The sequence below is a fragment of the Castellaniella sp. S9 genome (genome assembly GCF_027257175.1).
GTDB lineage: Bacteria > Pseudomonadota > Gammaproteobacteria > Burkholderiales > Burkholderiaceae_B > Castellaniella.
The window spans coordinates 40,243-61,258 of the sequence record NZ_JAPFGD010000008.1 but is presented as its reverse complement, the minus strand read 5'-3'; the positions used below and the strand labels follow the sequence as shown (position 1 = coordinate 61,258).

18 protein-coding genes are annotated in these 21,016 nt (G+C 66.5%); 10 read left to right on the top strand and 8 right to left on the bottom strand.

Features of this window, described 5'->3' with window-relative positions; translation table 11 throughout:
* Position 1: 1 nt before the first annotated feature.
* The 4 genes from OOZ48_RS13695 to OOZ48_RS13680 are packed head-to-tail and all read right to left on the bottom strand — an operon-like array spanning position 2 to position 3,946.
* Positions 2-760, bottom strand: a complete 759-nt coding sequence (locus OOZ48_RS13695; RefSeq protein ID WP_269499252.1) for an ABC transporter ATP-binding protein — start codon at positions 758-760, stop codon at positions 2-4.
* Positions 757-1,716: a branched-chain amino acid ABC transporter permease gene (locus OOZ48_RS13690; RefSeq protein WP_269499250.1), complete on the bottom strand. Its 960-nt coding sequence runs from the start codon at positions 1,714-1,716 to the stop codon at positions 757-759. The genes OOZ48_RS13695 and OOZ48_RS13690 overlap by 4 nt, the downstream gene beginning before the upstream one ends.
* Positions 1,716-2,621: a branched-chain amino acid ABC transporter permease gene (locus OOZ48_RS13685; RefSeq protein ID WP_269499248.1), complete on the bottom strand. Its 906-nt coding sequence runs from the start codon at positions 2,619-2,621 to the stop codon at positions 1,716-1,718. The genes OOZ48_RS13690 and OOZ48_RS13685 overlap by 1 nt, the downstream gene beginning before the upstream one ends.
* A 23-nt stretch (positions 2,622-2,644) precedes the next feature.
* A complete protein-coding gene (locus tag OOZ48_RS13680) occupies positions 2,645-3,946 on the bottom strand; it encodes an ABC transporter substrate-binding protein (RefSeq protein WP_269499246.1) in 1,302 nt (433 codons plus the stop codon).
* A 165-nt stretch (positions 3,947-4,111) separates the two neighbouring features.
* Here OOZ48_RS13680 and OOZ48_RS13675 point away from each other — a divergent pair, with 165 nt between their 5' ends.
* Positions 4,112-6,121, top strand: coding sequence for a helix-turn-helix domain-containing protein (locus OOZ48_RS13675; RefSeq protein WP_269499244.1), 2,010 nt, complete (start codon positions 4,112-4,114; stop codon positions 6,119-6,121).
* Between the two features lie 8 nt (positions 6,122-6,129).
* Here OOZ48_RS13675 and OOZ48_RS13670 read toward each other — a convergent pair whose 3' ends face one another.
* Positions 6,130-8,487: a sulfatase family protein gene (locus OOZ48_RS13670; RefSeq protein WP_269499242.1), complete on the bottom strand. Its 2,358-nt coding sequence runs from the start codon at positions 8,485-8,487 to the stop codon at positions 6,130-6,132.
* Between the two features lie 127 nt (positions 8,488-8,614).
* Here OOZ48_RS13670 and OOZ48_RS13665 point away from each other — a divergent pair, with 127 nt between their 5' ends.
* From OOZ48_RS13665 to OOZ48_RS13640, 6 genes are all read left to right on the top strand, one after another.
* Positions 8,615-9,340: a response regulator gene (locus OOZ48_RS13665; protein ID WP_269499240.1), complete on the top strand. Its 726-nt coding sequence runs from the start codon at positions 8,615-8,617 to the stop codon at positions 9,338-9,340.
* Positions 9,331-11,175, top strand: a complete 1,845-nt coding sequence (locus tag OOZ48_RS13660) for a sensor histidine kinase (RefSeq protein ID WP_269499239.1) — start codon at positions 9,331-9,333, stop codon at positions 11,173-11,175. Before OOZ48_RS13665 ends, OOZ48_RS13660 begins: the two co-directional genes overlap by 10 nt.
* Before the next feature lie 411 nt (positions 11,176-11,586).
* Complete coding sequence (locus OOZ48_RS13655) at positions 11,587-11,829, top strand: hypothetical protein (protein ID WP_269499238.1); 243 nt, start codon at positions 11,587-11,589, stop codon at positions 11,827-11,829.
* Positions 11,826-12,797: a c-type cytochrome gene (locus OOZ48_RS13650; protein WP_269499237.1), complete on the top strand. Its 972-nt coding sequence runs from the start codon at positions 11,826-11,828 to the stop codon at positions 12,795-12,797. The genes OOZ48_RS13655 and OOZ48_RS13650 overlap by 4 nt, the downstream gene beginning before the upstream one ends.
* On the top strand, positions 12,794-14,491 hold the full coding sequence (locus OOZ48_RS13645; protein WP_269499235.1) for a cbb3-type cytochrome c oxidase subunit I: 1,698 nt from the start codon (positions 12,794-12,796) through the stop codon (positions 14,489-14,491). Before OOZ48_RS13650 ends, OOZ48_RS13645 begins: the two co-directional genes overlap by 4 nt.
* 99 nt (positions 14,492-14,590) lie before the next feature.
* Positions 14,591-15,817, top strand: coding sequence for an MFS transporter (locus tag OOZ48_RS13640; protein WP_269499233.1), 1,227 nt, complete (start codon positions 14,591-14,593; stop codon positions 15,815-15,817).
* A 99-nt stretch (positions 15,818-15,916) separates the two neighbouring features.
* Here OOZ48_RS13640 and fabB read toward each other — a convergent pair whose 3' ends face one another.
* The 3 genes from fabB to OOZ48_RS13625 all read right to left on the bottom strand — a co-directional run bounded on the left by fabB (position 15,917) and on the right by OOZ48_RS13625 (position 18,240).
* Positions 15,917-17,134: a beta-ketoacyl-ACP synthase I gene (fabB, locus tag OOZ48_RS13635; RefSeq protein WP_269499232.1), complete on the bottom strand. Its 1,218-nt coding sequence runs from the start codon at positions 17,132-17,134 to the stop codon at positions 15,917-15,919.
* A 12-nt stretch (positions 17,135-17,146) separates the two neighbouring features.
* Positions 17,147-17,659 (bottom strand): 3-hydroxyacyl-[acyl-carrier-protein] dehydratase FabA, encoded by a 513-nt coding sequence (gene fabA, locus OOZ48_RS13630; RefSeq protein ID WP_269499231.1) that lies wholly within the window; start codon positions 17,657-17,659, stop codon positions 17,147-17,149.
* A 137-nt stretch (positions 17,660-17,796) separates the two neighbouring features.
* A complete protein-coding gene (locus tag OOZ48_RS13625; protein ID WP_269499229.1) occupies positions 17,797-18,240 on the bottom strand; it encodes a hypothetical protein in 444 nt (147 codons plus the stop codon).
* Between the two features lie 67 nt (positions 18,241-18,307).
* Between OOZ48_RS13625 and OOZ48_RS13620 the strand changes: the two genes are divergently transcribed.
* Genes OOZ48_RS13620 through OOZ48_RS13610 form a run of 3 tightly spaced genes read left to right on the top strand, consistent with a single transcriptional unit; the run spans position 18,308 to position 21,015 of the window.
* Positions 18,308-19,072: an NRDE family protein gene (locus OOZ48_RS13620; protein ID WP_269499226.1), complete on the top strand. Its 765-nt coding sequence runs from the start codon at positions 18,308-18,310 to the stop codon at positions 19,070-19,072.
* Between the two features lie 46 nt (positions 19,073-19,118).
* Positions 19,119-19,844, top strand: coding sequence for a translesion DNA synthesis-associated protein ImuA (gene imuA, locus OOZ48_RS13615; protein ID WP_269499225.1), 726 nt, complete (start codon positions 19,119-19,121; stop codon positions 19,842-19,844).
* Entirely contained in the window at positions 19,744-21,015 is a 1,272-nt protein-coding gene (locus OOZ48_RS13610) for a Y-family DNA polymerase (RefSeq protein WP_269499224.1), read from the top strand. Before imuA ends, OOZ48_RS13610 begins: the two co-directional genes overlap by 101 nt.
* Position 21,016: the final 1 nt, after the last annotated feature.

Below are 21,016 nucleotides of genomic sequence, written 5' to 3'. Positions count from 1 at the left end.
CTCAGCGCTCTCCCAGGACTTCGCGACGAACGACCGGATCGTTGAAAACGGCCTGCGGCTCGCCGTCCGCGGCCACCCGCCCGTCGATCCATGCCGCGACACGCGTGGCGTACGCCAATACGATGTCGACATCGTGCTCGACGAACCAGCTGGTCACCTGGCGCTGCCTCAGCGCGGCCATGATGGTTTGCATCACCGCGTGCTTGTCCTCGGAGGCCACCCCGCTGGTCGGTTCGTCCATGATCATGAGCCGGGGCTCCAGCATCAGGGCGATGGCCACGTCCAGCAGCTTGCGGTGGCCCTCGGGCAGGACCGCCGCCGGCTCGTCCCGGTAGGACGTCAGGTCCACCAGTTCCAGCATGTCGGCCACCGCATGGCCATCGGCGTTTCGCGCCAGCGGGATCCAGCGGGAGATTCGGCGGCTGCGCGCCACCGACGCCAGTTGCAGGCATTCCTGCACGGTGTGCTCGAGAAACAGCTGCGGCAGCTGGAAGGAGCGCCCGACCCCCAGCCGGGCGATCTGCCTGGGGCCTTTGCGGGTGATGTCCTGCCCGGCGAACATCACGCAGCCGGCGGTGGGCTTGATGTAGCCCGTGCAGATATTGATGAATGTGGTCTTGCCCGCGCCATTGGCGCCAATCACGGCCAGGTGCTCGCCCTGGCGCAAGATGAAGTCGATGCCGTCGGCGGCATTGATTGCGCCGAAACTCAAGGTCAGCCCCGAGGTTTGCAGCAGCGGTTCGCCCGATGTGGCGTTCATGATTCTTGATCCTCGGCCGCCCTGCCCGGACGGAATTGACGAAACCGCCCGACCAGCCCCGAAGGGGCAAAGAAAATCACGATCAGCAAGGTGACGCCCAGCACCATTTGCCAGATCGCGGTGAAGTACGCCGCGCCCACCAGCAGGATCAGCTCGAATACCGCCGCGCCGAGGAACGCGCCGATGGCGTGGCCCGCGCCTCCCAGGATGGCGATGAACACATACTCGCCTGAACGCAGCCAATAGCCGCCTTCAGGCGTCATCAGCCCCTGGGCCAGCGCGAGCAGCGCACCGCCGATACCCACCAGCGCGGACGAGATCACATAGGCTTCGATCATCGCCGCACGGGCCGAAAGGCCGATGTATTCGAGCCGGGTCTCGTTGACGCGTATCGCGATCGCGATCTGTCCCGCCGAGGACCTGAAGTAGCGCTGCACGACCCAACCCAACAGCAAGGCCAACAAGAGCGCCAGCAGCGTCATGCCCCACTCGAACTCGCCGCGATCCAGCGCCATGCCCAGCAGGGGCGGCCGCTCGAACCGCAAGCCGTCCGTTCCGCCGGTCCATGTGTAGAGTTTCCCGGCCAGGGAATAGAACACCATCGAAATGCCCAGGTTGAGCATGCCGAAGAATATTCCCCGATAGCGGGACACAAAAGCCGCCACCACCACGCCGACGATCACGGCGCTCGCTACGCCGGCTGCCAGGGCGATCAGCGCATCGGTGCCCGGAAATGTCCTGACGGTAAATGCCGCGCCGTACCCGGCAATCAAGGCGTACATGGCATGGCCGAAAGAAACCTGCCCCGCCCGCATCAGCACCGACAGGCCGAGCGCCGCCATGCCGTAACACAGGAACGTGATGACGGGCATGCGCGTCCATGGCCAGATCCATGCCATCGCCAACAGGGCCGCGGATGCGCAGCCGATGCCCACGGAGAACGCCGGATGCCGCATCAGATCCTCCTGGCCTCGGCAACCGAGAACAAGCCGCTGGGACGGATCAGCAGGACGAGAACCATCATGAGATAAGGCATGACCACCTCGAGCTCCGGCAGGGTGTAGACCGCCAGCGCCCGGGCCTGCCCGATCAGGATGGATGCGACCAGCGCGCCGGTGATCTGGCCCAGGCCCGCGGTGGCGATGACGGCAAAGGACGTGACCACCATGTCGGCGGCCACCCCCGGCACGAATGTCGTCATGGGGACGGACAGCGCGCCGCCGACCGCGCCCAGAGCACCGCCCAGCGCAAAGGTCATCAAGCCCATGCGCGCCGCATCGATACCCAGCGCGGTGGCGACTTCGCGATGATGGATGACGGCGAGCAGTTTTCGGCCCGTGATGGAATACCGCAGCAGGCACTGCAGCCCGAAAAACGACGCCAGCGCGATGCCCGGCACCAGCAGCAGCTGGTACTTCATGAAAGTCACGCCCAGCAGCTCGATCGTCCCCATGCGGCCGACCAGCCCGCCCGCATTGACGGGCGTGCTGCCCCAGATCATGCGCTGCAGATTCTCGAGGATCATGAAAACCGCAAAGGTGACCAGCAACTGCAAGACCGGGTCGCGATCCTGGAAACGCCGCATGATGCCCCGTTCGAGCAGCGCGCCCAGCGCGCCGCCCACCAGTATTGCCGTGCACAGCAACGCGCACACCAGCAGCGGCACCGAGGCATCGTCGGGCATCAGCCAGGCCAGCACGGTGGCCGCGCTATAGCCGCCGAACGCATAGAAGCTGCCATGGGCGACATTGATGACGCCGAACACGCCGCAAATCAGCGTCAGTCCCAGCGCGATCATGAACAGCAGGCTTGCATACGACAGCCCGTCGACCGCGGCCAGCAGCAATAGATCGAGATTCATGTCCGGCGTTCCGAGAGAGTCGGCTATTTGCCCACGCGCTGGATCCGCTGGCTTTGCAGGATCTCGGGCTTGAGCGTCTTGACCCAGTCCGCCGAGATCCCGCCCACGGGCGGCGATACCAGTTCGGCGGGATAGAACATCAGCTCGCCCACCTGCGGAAACGGGTAGTCGGAATGCTTCAACGTGACGCCATAGAGCTGTCCCTGCATCGCCTGGCCGTCTTCACGCATCCGGATCGGCCGCGACAGGCCCCGGTACTCCAAAGTGCGGAAAGTGGCCGCCAATTGGTCGGTCGTCGGCCACGCCCCCGCATTGGCCTTCAGCGTTTTGTCATAGGCCAGCGTGATGGCCTCGAGCGCCTGGACCATGTGATAGACCCCGAAATCCGGATAAAAGCCCGTCTTGTCCTTGAACTTCTTGACGAAATCCCTGACTTTCGGGTCATCCGCGAACTCGGGATCGGCAAAATAGCCATCACCGACGAAACCGACGATGACGCCGGGCGGCACCGCATCGCCCAGGCGTTCAAGAGACGAGTCGGCCAGAGGCAGCACGAACTGCGCGGTTTTCAGCAAGCCGCGTTGCGAGGCCTGGCGCAGGAAAGTGTCCAGATCGCCGCCCCATGCGGTCGACAGCACCACGTCCGGCTTCAAGGCCTGCAGGCGGGTGACTTCCGCGGAAAAATCGGGCGCGCCGAATTTCGGGAACATCTCCGCAACGATCTTCACATCCGGCTTGAGCGCCAGCAAGGCGTCGCGGAACAGATCCCAGGAATCACGACCCCAGGCATAATCCTGGTTGACCACCGCCAGGGTCTTGAAATCCGGCTTGACCTTCAGCAGATGCAGCACCGCCGCCACCATCTCCATCGTGCCGTTGGGGTCCGTCTTGAACACGTAGCGGTAGTTCTTTCCCTCGAGCACCTTCTCCGAAGAGCACTCCCATAGAATATTGATGACCTTGAGGTCTTCGGCGACGGGCGCCAGCGCCCCGCAATATCCGCTGGAGATGGCGGAAACCATCACCTTCTCGCCGGGCTCTTGCGCAAGCCGGCGATATTCCGTCAGGAATTTATCGGCGCCTTGCCCCTCATCGATCCAGGTTTGTTTGAGCTTGACGCCGTCGACGCCGCCGCGGGCATTGAAGTCCTCGATCCACATGTCGGCGGCGACTTTGGCGGGCGCCCCCAGGACGGCGGCCGAACCCGTCATGAAGGTACTCATGCCGAGCTTGATCTCGGCGGGCCGGTCGGTCTGGGCCAGGGCCGGCCCGGCGGCCATGCAAAGGCCCAGCACGGCGGCCAAGGTACGTATCAGCGTCTTCATTTTGTCTCCTTGTCATTGGAAATTCATCGACATGATGCGCCCCAGGCACTGGGGCAACAATATAGGATTCATCTATTTATTTTTTCTTTTATATATTTTTTATACATTTGATTCGCCGCGTCGGGGTTTACGATATGGAGGAACCCGTCATATGACAGTACCCTCATGACCAGCGATCGGCCCACACCCCTCACCCCCGCGTCCCCCGCCCTCCCGGCCATGGACGCCGTCCGGTTCCAGGCCAGCCTGCTCGGCTTGCTGCACGACGGTGCGGGCGCCGAAGAATTGCAGCAGCTGCAGAAGCATGGCGACGCCATGGCCCTGGAGCCCGGCCAGCGGGAATTGCTGGCCGGGAGCCTCCAGGCGGCCTTCTCCATCCAGAAGCAACAGACGATCCAGCTACAGCGGGAAAAGGGGCTGCTGGCGGTCCTCGAGACGGCGCAGGACCTCACCGCCATCAGGGACCTGGAACTGGTGCTGCAGGCGATCGTGCGCCGCGCGCGGCAGATTTTTGCATCCGACATCGGCTATCTGACCCACTACGATCGCGTCCGCAACGACTTCTACATCCGCGCCACGGACGGCGCGACATCCGATCGGTTCAGGAACGTGCGCGTTCCTCCGGAACACGGCATTTGCGGCCACGTCCTCAAGCACAAGACCCCCTACCACTGCACCAACTACATGCAGGACCAGGGGTTCATGCATGACAACGGCATCGATCTGGCGATCACCGAGGAAGGGGTCTGCTCCCTGCTCGGCGCACCGCTCATGGTGGGCAATCATTGCATCGGCATCCTCTGCGTCTGCGACCGGCAGCCGCGCAGCCACGAACCCTGGGAAATCTCCATGTTGTCGACATTGGCCGCGCAGGCGGCCATCGCCATCGAAAATGCCCGCCTTTTCCAGGACACCCAGGTCGCCCTCCAGCAGGCCAGCGAAGCCAATGCGCTGCTGCATCGGCAGGCGGCGGAGATCGCCGACGCCGACGAGGCCCATGAGCAGATGACCAAGCTCGCGGCGCGAGGAGGCACGGTCGCCAATATCCTCCAGATGGTCGCCTCGCTGCTCGACGGGGAAATCGCGCTCTTGAACGAGGCCGAACAGCTCACCCATCACGCATCCGCCCCGCAGGCCGCCCCCGCGCCGCGATTGGCCGACCTGCTGCAAACCACGGACGTGCAGGACCTCGTGCACAAGGCCGTGGCGCAAAGCCGCTCGTCCGGCGAATCGCAATCCGTCACGCCGATGCCGGACCTGATCATCAAGGTCGCCGCGATCACCGGCGCGGACCGCCTGCTGGGCGCCATGCTGATGCTGTCGCGCGGCGCAATCTCCGACACCCAGGTCCGTACGTTCGAACGCGGCGCGCTGGTCGCCGGCCTGGCCCTGCTCTCGGAAGAGCGCAGCAAGCACGCATTGAGCAGCCGCAGCATGGCCACGATCCGCTCGCTGGTGACCTGGCAGCAAGAACCCTTGAGCGTGCTGCAGGCCCTGACGGAACCGCTGGGGCTGGATCTGGGCGCCCCCCTGCGTATGATGGTGCTTCACGTCGAAGGCAACCACCTGGAGTATGCGCTGCGCCGCATGCGGCCGCGCCTGCCGATTTCAGTATTGATGGAGGCGCTCGACGGCCTCATCGTCGCCATTTACGCGGCCCAGCATGCCGACGAGACGCAAGCCGCCGTCCAGTCCAAGCTGGTCCGGAGCTCGCGCCTGAACGTCGTCGGCGTCTATTCGGACACGATGAGGCAGATCGAGATGCTGCCGCAGCGCTTCCGCTCGCTCAAGCGCTGCATCGATGTGCTGCGGATCCTGAAACGCAGCAACGAACTGGTTCCCGAACCTTTGTTCTCGATGTATGCACTGCTGTTCGAACAACGCAGCGACAAGGATCTCAACGCGTTCATCCAGGCCACGATCGGCGAGCTCATCGTCCAGGACCGGCGCCGCAACGCCAATTTGTGCGACACGCTGCTGGCCTACCTGGATGAGGGGCAAAGCTTCAAGCCGGCCGCCAAAGTCCTGGGCATCCACATCAACACGCTGCGCCAGCGGCTCGAGACGATCGATCAATTGCTCGGCAACTGGCGCAACGGCAGCAAGACGCTGGAGCTTCACATCGCCCTGCGGATGCACAAGCTCGGCGGCTCCCTGTCGATGCCCATGGACTGAGCGTTCATTCAGGCGCCCTGGCAGGTCCTGCCCATGTTGTTCCGGATGATCAGGCGGTCGGCCTCGTCGGTCTTGCCATCGTGGTTGAAGTCGTACCAGCTTGATTGCCCGCCGTTGATCCGGCTGAGCTCCTCCCAGTTGGCCAAGTCCTTGGCATCCACCACTAGGTCGCGGTTGCCGTCGCCCGGGCAATTGACGCTGTCGTATGCCTGGTTGTAGCTGGCCACCGCATCGTGCTGGTCCATTTCTGCCGCCAGCTTGGCATACGCCTGCTGCTGCTCGCCGTTCAACGCAGTGACATCCAGCCGCGGTGCCGCGATGGGGGCCAGTTCGGTGTTTTCTTTATCCAGCGTGGGGTTGGGCTTGGCGGCGTCGATCCGGTAGAACTCGTCCAGAATGCTGAAACTGGTCGTGCTGTAGCGGTAGACCGTGGGATCGCCCGCGCTGCCCATGGCCGGCTCGCACTCGTTGCGGGTCTGGCGCACCAGCTTGTAGGTGCCGTCGGTGACCGCCTTGGTGGCGACCGGCAGGAAGGTGGTGGTTTTACCCCCATCGGCCAGGCGATAGGCTTGGACCTGGCAGCAGTTGTGATAGCCTTCCTCGGGCACACCGTCGGTTTCCCCTGCGGTGTCGTTGTCGCCATACCAGATGCCCCCTTGGGTCAGGCACACGCCTTTCTGCGGGAACAGCGTCGTGCAGACATTGTTCGCCGCCGGGATGACGCAGGGCGATTCGTTTTCGCTGGAACCCGTCGCCCTGAGGTTGGTGCCCATCTCGGTGAAATTGCTGCTGCGGATGCCTGCCTGGCCCGCATTGGTCAGATAGGCCAGCATGGGCTGCGCATCCAGTGGGCGGTCGGCCGGAATGGCGGCTTCGACATCCGCGCCCGCGATGTCGGCGAACAGGCGGTACAGGTCTACCGAGCCGACCATGTGCGGCACCTCGCGCCCCGGCGAGGCGACCATCGGCCCCGCCACCAGCAGCGGCACCCAGACGCCGGTCTGGTAGGGGGTGGCCTTCGCGCGCGTGGGATCGAACCGGCCCGGCTCGGTCAGCTTGACGCTGTCCACATAAGTGCCGTTGTCGCCCATCACGACCACGACCGTATTGGTGCGCTCGGGATGATAATCGAGCGTGCCATCGTCCTTGTACGCGGCCAGGTTCAAGCCAACCAGCAGATCCCCGATCTTCTTGTCCATGGCCTCGATCATCAGGTTGGTGATGAGGCGGTTGTCGACCACATCGGTGAATGCCGTCAGCGCCGGGGTGTTTTCCGAGTCGGCCCGCGGCGAGCACACGAGATTGTCGTTACGGCCCGGCGTGTCCTCGGCGATGAGCGAGACGGGCGGCACTTGCAGGGGCGTGTGAATGGCCGAGTAGCCCACCGTCAGCATCCAGGGCTTGTCCGAGGGCTGCTGACGGGCCCAGGCCAGGGCGCGCTCGGTTTCCAGGATGCTGCGATAGCCGCGCGAGGACGGGTCGGACGCCGGAATGACGCGGCCCTGCCCATTGGGTCCGCTTTGTACCCATCGACCGGTGTAATAGCCGTTCTGCGCGTCGAAATCGATATAGTCGGGCACCGCCGCCTGGCAGGTCTGCTGTGGATCCAGGATGCCGCCACGCTCCAGGCAACTGCGGCCCGGCGTGACGATCTCGCCGCCGATGGCGAGTTCCGAGCAACTGCCGTCGGCAAGGTAGCAGGCGCCGGCATCGGCGCCATTGACCCCGTCGATGTGGGTCGTCGGGACGAAACCGCACTTGTAGGGGCCGCTGTCGACGTCGGCCCCCGCGGTCGTCAGGCCCGCCCGGGTATCGATGTTGTAGGGCGCACCGTCCAGGAAGCCATCAAAATAATCCCAGCCCAGCTTCCACATGCTGTCGTAGCCATAGGGCAGGTTGAAGGCGCCGCCCAGGTCGGAGCCCGTCAGATGCATCTTGCCGATCAGCGCGCTGGTGTAGCCCTGGGTCTTCAGAAGCTTGGGCAGCGTGACCTCGTAGGGCGCCGTCGAGGAATTGGCAAGATCCAGCGACACCACCGCATTCAGAATATTGGTCTGGGAGGGATAGCGTCCGGTAAAGAAGGTGGCCCGCGTGGGGGTGCAGTCGGGCATGGCCCAGGCATTGCGGAACTGCACGCCGGCACGGGCGATGGCGGTGAGGTTGGGCATGCGGGCCGGGAGCTTGCCGCCATAGCCATAGGACGTCATCTGGTCCACGCCCAAGTCGTCGATCACGATGAAGAGCATGTTCGGCTTGGCCGCGGCCATGGGTTCCGAGGCCGAGTCGGTATCGGTGCACGAGGCCAACAGCACGGTCATCGCCGCCAAAGCCGCCGAGAGCACGGGCTGCAAACGTCTTTCGGGCATGAAATGTTCCTTTCTTCGGGAGCGGGATGACAAGCCGGCCTCGGCGTGACAAACTAAAACAAACGATGGCAATCGATTAAATATTCAATGTCGAAGATTAAAGGTCCGGGCGCCGCCGGCCTATACCATGAAATGGGTAAGACCGATGGCCTCTGAGGGCGGGCGCACCGACACGGGAGGGGGCGGCGGTCCCGCGCTCTGCCGCACGCTGCTGGTCGAGGATGACGAGCCCCTGCGCCTGCGCTTCGAATCGATCCTGTCGGACTGGCCGGGCGGGCGCCTGGTCGCGGCCTGCGGCACACTGGGCGCCGCGATGGCCGCCCTGCAGAGCGAGCCCGTCGACCTGCTCATCACGGACCTGCGCCTGCCGGACGGCCATGGCATCCAGGCCATCCGCCGTCTGCGTGCGGTGAACCCGCAAGCCGAAGCCATGGTGATCTCGGTGCTGGCCGACAAGGAGGTCGTGATCGCGGCGATCGAGGCCGGCGCGACGGGCTACCTGCTCAAGGACATCGGCGCCGCCGACCTGATCGAGGCCATCGAGGAATTGCGCGCCGGGCGTTCGCCGATTTCCTCATCGATCGCGCGTGTCCTGATGCAGCGCCTGGGCACGGGCGCCTTGCCGGCCGGCGTCCAGGCATCATCCCGCGAGGCGGCTGTGCTGACCCCGCGCGAGACCGAGATCCTGTGGGGCATCGCCAAGGGCCTGACCTACGCCGAGGTGGCTGAACAGCTCGGCCTGTCGCGCCAGACCGTACCCGTGCACATCAAGAACATCTACCGCAAACTGCAGGTCGGCAATCGTTCGGAGGCGGTGTTCGAGGCCTCGCGCCTCGGGCTCATATGGCTGTGAATAGGCGCTGGCTGGGCCTGCTCCTCGCCATGCTGGCGGCGCTGGCGGCCAGCACCCCGCTGTGGCTGGACCTGCCCACGCCGCGGGATGTCCTGGTGATCGACCAGGCCCGGTTCACGGCCAACGGCGGCGCGCCCGCGGACGTGGATCTGCCTCACGCGCAGGGCCGCCGCCACGTCCAGGGCCGCTACCGCATGGATTTCGAGCTGGCCCGGACGCCCACGCAGCCGCTCTACCTCTTCATTCCCACATTCAGCTATCGTGCGGTCGTCGCGCTGGACGGCGACGTGGTGCTGGACACCGGCGCGGATTCCCTGGTCCCCGGCATCATGCTGGGCGCCTCGGCACTGGTGCCGCTGTCGGGCCGCCACGTGGCGGCCGGCCGCCACACGGTCGACGTCCAGCTCGACGTGCCGGACGTCGCGCGCGGCTACCTGTCCGCGCTGTACCTGGGCACGGCGCAGCAAGTCGCACCCTATCACAGGCTCAGGGTCCTGGTGTTCGAGCATACGCGCATGATGGTGCTGGCCTGCCAGCTGCTGCTGGCCATCGCGACCCTGATGGTCTGGATCTACCGGCCGCGGGAACCTCTGTACGGCTGGCTGTTCCTGCTGCTCGTGGTGTCCACGGCCTCTTATGCGGGCCTGCTGGCCGACGCCGCGCCCGACGTGCTCGACTGGCTGCCCCATGCCTACGCCTTCAGCATGTCGAGCGTCTTCATCCTGCACGTGATTGCGCTGGAGATCAACGGCACCGCGCCGCCGGGCTGGCTGCGCGCCTGCGTGGTGGCCGTGCCCGGCGCATGCCTGCTGGCGATGGCCTCCGGCGTGGTGCCGGCCCCCGCCCTGATGATCGGCGTCGTGGCGCCCGTCATGGTGATCTCGCCGCTGATCACGGTCGCCATCTCGGCCTGGGGGGCACTGGTGAAAAAGGTGCGGGAAGCCTGGCTGCTCCTGCTGCCCCTGTGCGTCTTCTCGGTGGCCGCCCTGCATGACGGAGCGATCGTCGCCGGCATGCTGGACGGTCCGTTCTTTCTCTCGCTCTACTACCGGCAGCTGCTGGTGGTGGCGATCGCGGTGATTCTCATGCGCCGCCTGGGCCTGAGCCTGATCCGCCTGGACGGCGCCAACGCCCACCTCAGACAGCGGCTGGCCGACCGCGAGGCCGAGCTGCGCCGCCTCTACGAGGATGAACGCAGCGAGGCCGCCCGCCGCGTCCGCAGCGAGGAGCGCCACCGGCTCACGGTCGACCTGCACGACGGCCTGAGCGGCCACCTCGCCTCGATCATCGCGCTGGCCGAGCGCGGTTGCCCGGCCGGCATCGAGCGCACCGCCCGCGAAGCGCTCGACGACCTGCGCCTGGTGATCCATTCGCTGGACATCGGCGACCGCGAACTCGCGGCCGCGCTCTCGGGCCTGCGCGAACGGCTCGAACCCCGGCTCAAGCGCCTGGGCGTGGACCTGCAATGGTCGATGGCGCACTTGCCCGAAGTCTCGGGCGTGACTCCGACGCACGCGCTGAACGTGCTGCGCATCGTGCAGGAAGCGGTCACCAACGCCTTGCGCCACGGCCCCGCCTCGCGCATCGCCGTGCGCGGCGGCGCCGGTCCGCAGGGCGGGGCGCTCATCGTCATCGAGAACGACGGCGCCCCCTATGTGAATACCGCCGCGGGCGGCGCGGGCGTGCGCAACATGGGCCGGCGGGCGGTCCTCCTGGGGGGCGCGCTGCAGATCGAGGCGCTGCCCGGCGGGACGCGGGTCGCGCTTGCGCTGCCGCCACGGCTGGATGCTGGCCGGGCCTCACCGGCCCCCTCGGGACCCTGGGCGTCCTCGTGATCCGAAGCCTTGTTGTAAGGGTAAATACTTAAATCACGATTAGAATTAATCCATATCAAAAATCCATGATTCCATATTGAAAAAATGGCAATTCAATACCCATGAAGGCACCCTGATCATTATCGAGGATTGACGAATTCATCTCTTAATAAAAATTATAGATTATTTATATAATTTATTGATTAATAATAGTATTTTCTATTTTTTAAAGAATGAATGGAATAGCCTGGACAGGTTTTCAATATCCCATCGGGAACCCATCCCACCCGCAAGGATAATCATTCGTTCAATAAGCTCGAAACATGAATCAATTGATACACCCTATCGTGTGAAGTGCCATCGTTGACGCTACGGCCGCGCATTTCATAGATTGACCAGGTCACTTGTTCACATCACGACAAAGGTCAACCCATGACGCAGCGTATCGTCGATCTCACGCTTTCCGCGCTTGCAAGCCTGGTCAGCGTGCTCCTGTCCTGGCCGTATTGGCGGGATTTCCAGTATTGGCCGGAATCCCATGCCATGTGGTGGCTCTACATCGCCGTCGGCTACGTCCTGGCGGTCTACGTCTTCTATGCCTTCCTCGGCAGCCTGCGCACGCTGTTCCAGCACGATGAACAGGCCCGCGCCGACTCGCAGGGGGGCCAACCATGAGCTGCCTGAACGACGCGGATTGCAAGGAACCCCTCAAGCGCCGCGCGGCCCTGGGCGTACTGGGCCTGATGCTGGCGATCTTCCTCGCGCTGTCGGCCATGTCCTTCCTGCCTTCGCGACAGCAGGCCGTGCCCGACGAAATCAGTTTCATGGATCAGGGCGCGGTCCATGGCAAGCGGGTCTTCCAGGCCTACAACTGCATGGGCTGCCACACGATCGTGGGCAACGGCGCCTATTTCGGGCCGGACCTGACCAAGGTCTACGCCCATGCCGGGCCGGCATGGCTGGCGGCTTTCCTGCCCTCGGCCGGCGGCTGGCCCACCGCGGCGGCCGTGCAGGCGCAGCTGCAGAACCCGGCCATCCAGGCCGATGCCGGCGCGGCCGACATCGCCGCCTACCGCGCGCAGTATCCCGGCGCGGCCGAGCGCATCGACCGGCGCGGCGGCCATCCGTCCCTCATGCCCAACCTGCCCCTGAGCGCGGACGAGATCCGCGGGCTGATCGCCTTCCTGAAATACACCTCGGCCATGGACAACGAGGGCTGGCCGCCCAAGCCCAAAGTCGATGGCGTGGCACTCATCGAGTCGCGGCGCGCGGCCGCCCGGCCGGCCGCCGTCCAAACGGCCAGCGCCGCGGCGGCCGGAACGGCAACGGCCCCAGAGGATCCCGCCCAGGTCGGTGCGAGGCTGGTGTCCGATTTCGGCTGTCTGGCCTGCCATGCCACCGACAAGAAGCGGGTGGTGGGCCCCGGCTGGGGCGGCCTGTACGGATCGCAGACCACATTGGCCGACGGCACGCGGGTCAAGGCCGACGAGGCCTACCTGATCGAAGCCATCCGTCATCCGGACGCCCAGGTCGTCGCCGGCTACCCGGCCAAGGTCATGCCCTCGTACGACGCCATGATCAATGAATCCGACATGAGCGCCATCATCGCCTACCTGCGCAGCCTCAAAGAGGTCCAAAAATGATACAGATCGAATATCGCACGCAGCGCCTGAGCCGGCCCTTTTTCGTGCTGATGCTGGTGCTGTTCCTGTTCCAGGTGGGTTTCGGCCTGCTGATCGCCGCGCAGCACGTCGATCCGCGCCTGCTCTCGGGCGTGCTGAACTTCAACATCCTGCGCGCCGAACACACCAACCTGGGGATTCTCTGGATCCTGTCCGGCTTCATCGGCACGATCCTGTTCGTCGGCCCCCTGCTCTCGCGCCGCGAACTGGCCGCGCCCTGGCTGATCCGCATCCTGTTCTACGCCCTCATTGCCGTGACGCTGTGGAACGTGGCCACCCAGGCCCTGGCCGCCGAGGGCGTCGCGGGCTGGTGGCTGGGCCAGCCCTGGCTTCAAGAAGGCCTGGAGTACCTGGAGGCCGGGCGCGCCGCGGACGTCGTGATCCTGATCGGCTTTGCGGTCCTGTGCTACGTGGTGCTGCGCACTTTCCCCGCCATCCGCGACTGGAACGAGATCCATTGGGGCCTGGGCCTGGGCGTGACGGCCCTGACCCTGGTGTGGGTCTTCGGCATGTTCTTCGTCGAGCGGCTGGACGTGCAGGAATACTTCCGCTGGTATGTCGTGCACTACTGGGTCGAGGGGGTATGGGAAGTCATACACATCAGCCTGGTCGGGTTCCTGCTGGTCCTGATGTTCAAGGCGGACGTCAAGGCGGTGGGCTATGCCGTGTTCTGGGGCGTGGCCATGGTCTGGCTTTCCGGCCTGATCGGCAACGCGCACCATTATTTCTGGGTGGGCACGCCCGAATTCTGGCAATTCTGGGGGTCGCTGTTCAGCGCCCTGGAACCCCTGCCCCTGGTGTTCTGCTTCTGGCACATCTACCTCGATGCGCATCAGGACCGCAAGCCGCTGGAGAATGCCCCCGCCTTCTATTTCATCCTGGGCTCGGTCGTGCTGGAGCAGGTCGGCGCGGGGATCCTCGGCTTTACGATGACCTTCGCCCTGACCAACGTCTGGTCGCACGGCACCTGGGTGACCCCCAGCCATGCGCACCTGGCGCTGTTCGGCACCTTCGGCATGCTGGGCATCGCCGCCGCCTATTACGCCCTGCCCATTCTGCGCAAGGCCGCCGGCTTCGACCAGCGGCTGGGCAAGCTCGCGTTCTGGCTGGTCTTCACCGGCATGCTGGGCATCGCATTCGGGTTCGCCATCGGCGGCACGGTCCAGGTCTTCCAGTACCGCACGCTGGGGCTGGACTGGTTCGGCGGCGACGTGTTCCCCGCCATGCAGTTCTACAAAGCCTTGATCCCGCTCTTTGGCCTGGTGTTCACGGTGGGCGCGGGACTGTTGGTGTTCGACCTGCTGACGCTGGGCCTGCGCGCGCACCGGGCGCCGGCGCTCCAGCCGGCGCGTCCCGCGACGGCCATGCGCTGGGCCGGCACGCTGCACGGCTTCGAGGCCGGCCTGTGGCTCATGGGCATGTGGATCTTCGGCGCCGTCATCACGCTGGGCCTGCTCAGCTTCAACCTGCCGACGGTCCAGGCCGGCGATCCGACCCTGCCCTATCTACTGGCCGGCCTGGGCTATCCCGGGCTGCTGCTGATCACCCTGCTGTTCGTCTGGCGCTTCCTGCGCTCGCTGGACGCGCGCCAGCACTCGCCCGCGCGCGCGGCCGTGCCCGAGGCGGCCACGCAGGCCGCGCACGTGGCGGCCTGAGGCCCGCCCCATCGCACGCCATCCCCCGGACGCCCGCCACGGGCATCCGGGGGATTCTGCGCGTACAATGTCCCGGGTCTTCCTTCAGGCCATAGTCCCATGAAAGAACCGCTCGCCATCAGCCCCGCCGCGACCCTGCCCCGCGCATCCGGCAGCCGGGTGGCCTATCCGGTGTTGGGGGCCATCAGCGTCACGCACATGCTCAACGACATGATGCAGTCGGTGCTGCTGGCGATCTACCCCATCCTCCAGGGCAAGTTCGACCTGACCTTCGTCCAGGTCGGCCTGATCACCCTCGCCTTCCAATTCTCGGCCTCCTTGCTGCAGCCCTTCGTCGGCCTGATCACCGACAAGCGGCCCATGCCGTATTCCCTGCCGATCGGGATGGGGTTCACATTCTGCGGCCTGATCCTGCTGTCGATTGCCGGCAGTTTTCCCGTGATCGTCCTGGCCGCCACGCTGGTCGGCATGGGATCCTCGGTCTTTCATCCGGAATCCTCCCGCGTCGCGCGCATGGCCTCGGCGGGCCGCCATGGCCTGGCGCAATCCATTTTCCAGGTCGGCGGCAACATCGGGGCGTCGATCGGCCCCTTGCTGGCGGCCCTGCTCATCGTCCCGCATGGACAGCGCAGCATCGCCTGGGTGTCGCTGGCCGCGCTGGCCGCCATCGTCATCCTCGTCATGGTCGGCCGCTGGTACGGCGCCAACCTGGGCGGGGTGCGCGGGCGCGGCGGCAGCCTGCGCAAGACCGATACCACGCTGTCCAGGCGCGAGGTGGGGTCCGCGATCTCGATCCTGCTGCTGCTGATCTTCTCGAAATACTTCTACCTGGCGGGGATCACCAGCTATTTCACTTTCTACCTGATGGATCGCTTCGGCCTGCCGATCCAGCAGGCCCAGGTCAGCCTGTTCGTCTTCCTGGCGGGCGTGGCCACCGGCACCATGGTCGGCGGCCCCATCGGCGACCGCATCGGCCGCAAGCAGGTCATCTGGGGCTCGATCCTGGGCGCGGCGCCCTTCACCCTGCTGCTGCCCTACGCCAATCTCCATTGGACGCTGGTGCTGGCCTTCTGCGCCGGCCTCATGATCGCTTCGGCCTTTCCCGCCATCGTGGTCTATGCCCAGGAACTCATGCCCGGCAAGACCGGCACGGTCTCAGGCCTGTTCTTCGGCTTCGCCTTCGGCATGGGCGGCATCGGCGCCGCCCTGCTGGGCAAGCTCGCCGACGCGACCAGCATCGAATTCGTCTACCACGTGTGTTCGTACCTGCCCCTGCTGGGGCTGACGGCGTTCTTTCTGCCCGACATGCGGCGCGCGCGCACCTGAACGGCCGCGCCATGCCGGGCGCATCGCGCAACCGCATGAAAAACGCCGCCCTGTGAGGCGGCGTTTTTCATGGCGCGGACGAGCCCGCCGCGGCGTCGGTCAGAGGCCGGCCGTCGAGAACACCAGGGTGGCGTTGGTGCCGCCGAAGCCGAAGCTGTTGGACAGCGCCGTGCGGACCTCGGCCTTGTCCAGCGTCTGGCGCAGGATGTTGGCGCCTTCGAGGGCGGGATCCAGGGTCTCGATGTTGGCCGAGGCGGCCACGAAGCCATGCTGCATCATCAGCAGGGTATAGATGGCCTCGTTGACGCCGGCCGCGCCCAGGGCGTGCCCCGACAAGGACTTGGTCGAGGCGATCAAGGGTTGCCGTTCGCCGAAGACCTCGCGGATCGCCTCGATTTCCTTGACGTCGCCCACCGGCGTGCTGGTGCCGTGCGTATTGATGTAGTCGACCGGCGTCGAGACGTCCTGCAGGGCCAGGCGCATGCAGCGCACCGCCCCCTCGCCCGAGGGTGCGACCATGTCGTAGCCATCCGAGGTGGCGCCATAGCCGACGAGTTCGGCGATGATGCGCGCGCCGCGCGCGCGCGCGTGCTCGTATTCCTCGAGCACGACGATGCCGCCGCCGCCCGAGATCACGAAGCCGTCGCGATCCACGTCATAGGTGCGCGAAGCGCGCTCGGGGCTGTCGTTGTAGCGCGTGGACAAGGCCCCCATGGCGTCGAACATGAAGGACAGCGACCAGTGCTCCTCCTCGGCGCCGCCCGCGAAGACGACGTCCTGCTTGCCCATCTGGATCTGCTCCATGGCGTTGCCGATGCAATGCGCGCTGGTCGAGCAGGCCGAGCTGATGGCGTAATTGATGCCCTTGATCTGGGCGCCCGTCGCCAGGCAGGCGGACACGCCGCTGGCCATGGCTTTGGTCACCATGTAGGGGCCCACGCGGCGTACGCCTTTTTCCTGCAGCGTCTGGATCCCCTCGTGGATGCTGGCGTGCGAGGCGCCGCCGGCGCCGACGATCAGGCCCGTGCGGACGTTGGATACGAGCTCCGGCGGCAGGCCCGCGTCGGCGATGGCTTCCTGCATGGCGATCCAGGCATAGGCGTGGCCGTCGGCCATGAACCGCCCGAGCTTGCGATCGATCAGCGCCTGGGCATCCAGGCTGACGGACCCGGCGACGTGCGAACGCAGGCCCTGTTCGACGTAGCTGGGCTGGAAGGAAATGCCCGAGCGGCCCGTGCGCAGGCTTTCGAGGACCTCGGACTGCTTGTTGCCCAGGCTGGACACGATGCCCATGCCGGTCACGACCACACGACGCATGATCCCATCCTCCTAGAAATTGTTGGTGCCGGTGAACAGGCCCACGCGCAGGTCGTGGGCGACGTAGATCTCGCGGCCGTCGACCTCCATGCGCGCATCGGCGATACCCATGACCAGCTTGCGCATCATGACGCGCTTCATGTCGATGTGGTAGCGCACGAGCTTGGCCTGCGGCAGCACCTGCCCGGTGAATTTCACCTCGCCCACGCCTAGGGCGCGGCCGCGGCCGGGGCCGCCGCACCAACCCAGGAAAAAACCCACCAACTGCCACATGGCATCCAGGCCGAGGCAGCCCGGCATCACGGGATCGCCCTGGAAATGGCAGTTGAAAAACCACATGTCGGGATGAATGTCGAGTTCGGCGATGATCTCGCCCTTGTCGTGCGGACCGCCCTTGTCGCTGATGTGGACGATCCGGTCGAACATCAACATGGGTGGCAGGGGAAGCTGCGCATTACCCTCGCCGAATAGTTCGCCGCGCCCGCACGCGAGCAGATCCTCGTAGCTAAAACTGTTTTTCTGCATGTCGTCCCGAATGGTTCCCGTCTGGCCCGCGCGGCATGCCGGATCCTCGGAACCGATACCACGATATTGTAAATAGCCCGTTAGTATAACCTGAGGGCGGCCGCCACCTGAGGACGGCCATCGCTCGTGCATGGATTTTATCGGGGCCCGCCACTGGAAAACCAGACCGTGACCGATCCCGGGATGAACAGCGGCGGCGGGGTGTTCACCCAGTTCAGCGCCCGATGCACCAGCAGGAACGGCCCTTCGGGGGCCAGGCCGTCGAAGGCATGCGTATCGAGCTGCGTGCCCCGCAATTCGACGCACGGCCCGTCGGCGGAGCGCCAGCACAGGCGCGTGGCGACCCGCGCATCGCCCGCATAGCGGCGCGCCGCATGCACGCGGGTCACCCGCGCGCCCGGGCCGGGCCGCGGATCCGCGGCCGTGGGCGCATAGGACACCACGACGTCGGTGCGCAAGGCGTGCAGACCCGTGCTGGTCCGGTTGGCGGTCCAGGCCACGTCGCCCGCCGACGCGGGCAGGGACGCCGCCCAGCAGACCAGGCCCGCGCACAACAGACGCGTGAAGGAAAGATCCGGCATGCGGCGATTATGGCATGCCCGCATCTATCGTATCCTGTCGCATGGGACACGACATCAAGGCCAACCCATGTGCATTGCCTATCTCGCCCTCGGCGATCCCGACTGGCCGCTGCTCATCGCCGCCAACCGGGACGAATACCATGCGCGGCCGACCGCGGCGGCGGCCCCCTGGGCCGACCGGCCGGACATCATCGGCGGCCTGGATCTGCACGCCGGCGGCACTTGGCTGGGCCGATCCCGTGCCGGCCGCTACGCCCTCCTCACCAATTACCGCGAGCCCGGCCGGCACCGGTCGGGCGCCCCCTCGCGCGGGGCGCTGGTGCGGGATTTCCTGCTGGGCACCGATTCCGCGGCGGCATACGCCGAGGCGGTCTGCGCCCGGGGCGCGGACTATAACGGCTTCAACCTGATCATCGGCGCCGCGGACGGCGTCCGCTATCTCGGCAACCGCGACCCTTCGGGCCGCGCCCGGCCGCTGACGCCGGGCCGCTATGTATTGTCCAACCACCTGCTGGACACCCCGTGGCCGAAGGCGGCGCGGCTGCGCGCCGCACTGGATACACAGCCTGTCGGCATGCTGGCGGCCGACCCGGACGGGGTCTTCGCGGTCCTGCGCGATGCCGAGCCGGCCGAGGACGCGGCCTTGCCGGCCACCGGGGTCTCCATCGAATTCGAGCGCCTGCTCAGCAGCCCCTTCATCGTCAGTCCCGACTACGGCACCCGCTGCACGACCGTGATCGCCGTGGCGGCCGATGGCCACGCCCTGTTCAGCGAACAGCGCTACGACCCGGCGGGCCGAGCCTGCGAACGACACGACTGGTGGACGCGATGATTTATACTGTATATAAATACAGTATTTCATGGGTCCGAAACTCGCCATGGACACACCGTCAGTTCTCCAGCATCCCGAGCGCATCCACCCCGCCCTGTGGCGGGCCAGCCAGATCGCGCCACCGCGCCGCGCCGCCGTGCCCACCGGGCACGCGGCCCTCGACCATGCACTGCCCGGCGGCGGCTGGCCGCTGGGTACGCTGATCGAATTCCTGCCCGAACGCCCCGGCATCGGCGAGCTCCTGCTCCTGCAGCCCGCCCTGGCCGGCCTCGATCCCGGGCGCCCCATCCTGCTGATCGATCCGCCGTATCCCCCCTCGATGCAGTGCTGGGCCAACTGGGGCCTGCAATCCCGCCGCCTGGCCTGGCTGCGCGCCGGCGCCGAATCCGAACGCCTCTGGGCCGCCGAACAAATCATCCGCCATGACGTCTGCACGGCCCTGTTGTGCTGGACGGACCACTCGCCCGGCCAGGCCCTGCTGCGGCTGCAGCGTCTGGCCCGCCGCTGCAACCTGCTGTTGATCCTGCTGCGCCCGCATTCGGCTGCGCGGCAGGCCAGCCCGGCCGCCCTGCGCCTGTCCCTGGCTCCCACGCCGCAGGGCCTGGCGCTCGGCATCCTCAAGCAGCGCGGCCCCGCCCTGCGCGGAACCCTCGCCATCCGTCTGTATCCCGATGCTCTGGATCTGCCTGCATCTGCCCCAGCCCGTGACGGCCGGCCCGCCCGGGCTGGCCGCCCGCCTGCTGCGCTACACGCCGCACCTGGCCGCCCTTGACGATCAAGCCCTGGCGCTCGAGGTCGAGGGCAGCCTGCGTCTGTTCGGCGGCGTCCGCGCCCTGTTGCGCGCCGTGCGTCAGGATTGTCCGCCCGGCACGGTGACAGGCCTCGCGCCCACCGCGCTGGGGGCTTGCCTGATGGCTCGCCGGGGCCACGGCGCACGTCACGCCCTGCGCCCGCACACCTTGGCCCGACACCTGGACGCCCTGCCTTGCGAGGCCCTGCCCGCAGCGCCGGACAGCCTGGCCGCGCTGCGGGCACTGGGGTGCCGCCGCCTGGGCCAGCTGCGCGCCCTGCCCCGGACGGGTCTGCGCAACCGCGGCCAGGCCGCCCTCCTCCAGATTCTCGACCAGGCCTATGGACAGGCGGCCCCCGGAGACTATCGATGGCTGGGGGACGACGGCGGCTTCGTCCTGGCCCGCGAACTGGACCATCGCAGCGTCTCGGCCACGGCGGTCGAGGCCGCCGGCGCCTCCTTGATCCGCGCCCTGTGCGCCTGGCTGGACACGCGGCAGGGCGCCGCCGATGAACTCGAGCTGGACCTCGGCCACGACGAACGGCGCGCGGGCCCTTCGACCACCCCGATCCGTCTGCGGACCGCCCAGCCCGAATGGGCTGCGGAACGCTTCATCGGCCTGCTGCGCGAACACCTGACGCGCCGTCGGCTTGCCGCCCCGGTCGTGCGCATCGCCTTGCGCTGTGCGCGGATTCTGCCGCGCACGCCGCGGACCGCGCCCCTGCTGCTGGACGACAGCCCGCCCCCGGGCCGTGAATCCGCCCTGCTGGACGTGCTGCGCGCCCGCCTGGGGGCGGACTGCCTGCACTTTCCCGACCCGCGGCCCCAGCACATTCCCGAGCGCACGGACCGCTGGCGCACCGAGGCCGCACGGCCACGCGCCCGGCTGCCCGAACGTTCGCCCCGCAGCCGGCCCTTGTGGCTGCTGGCCCACGCGGTCGCGCTGGCCGCCCCGGATCACCGGCCGATGATCGACGGTGCCCCCCTGACCCTGGTGTCCGGCCCCGAGCGCATCGAGGGCGGCTGGTGGACCCAGGGGCAGGCGCCGGTCGGCCGGGACTATTTCATTGCGTGCGACGCGCGCGGGGCACGCTACTGGGTCTACCGGGACCACCACGGGGCGGGCTGGTTCCTGCACGGCCTGTTCGGATGAC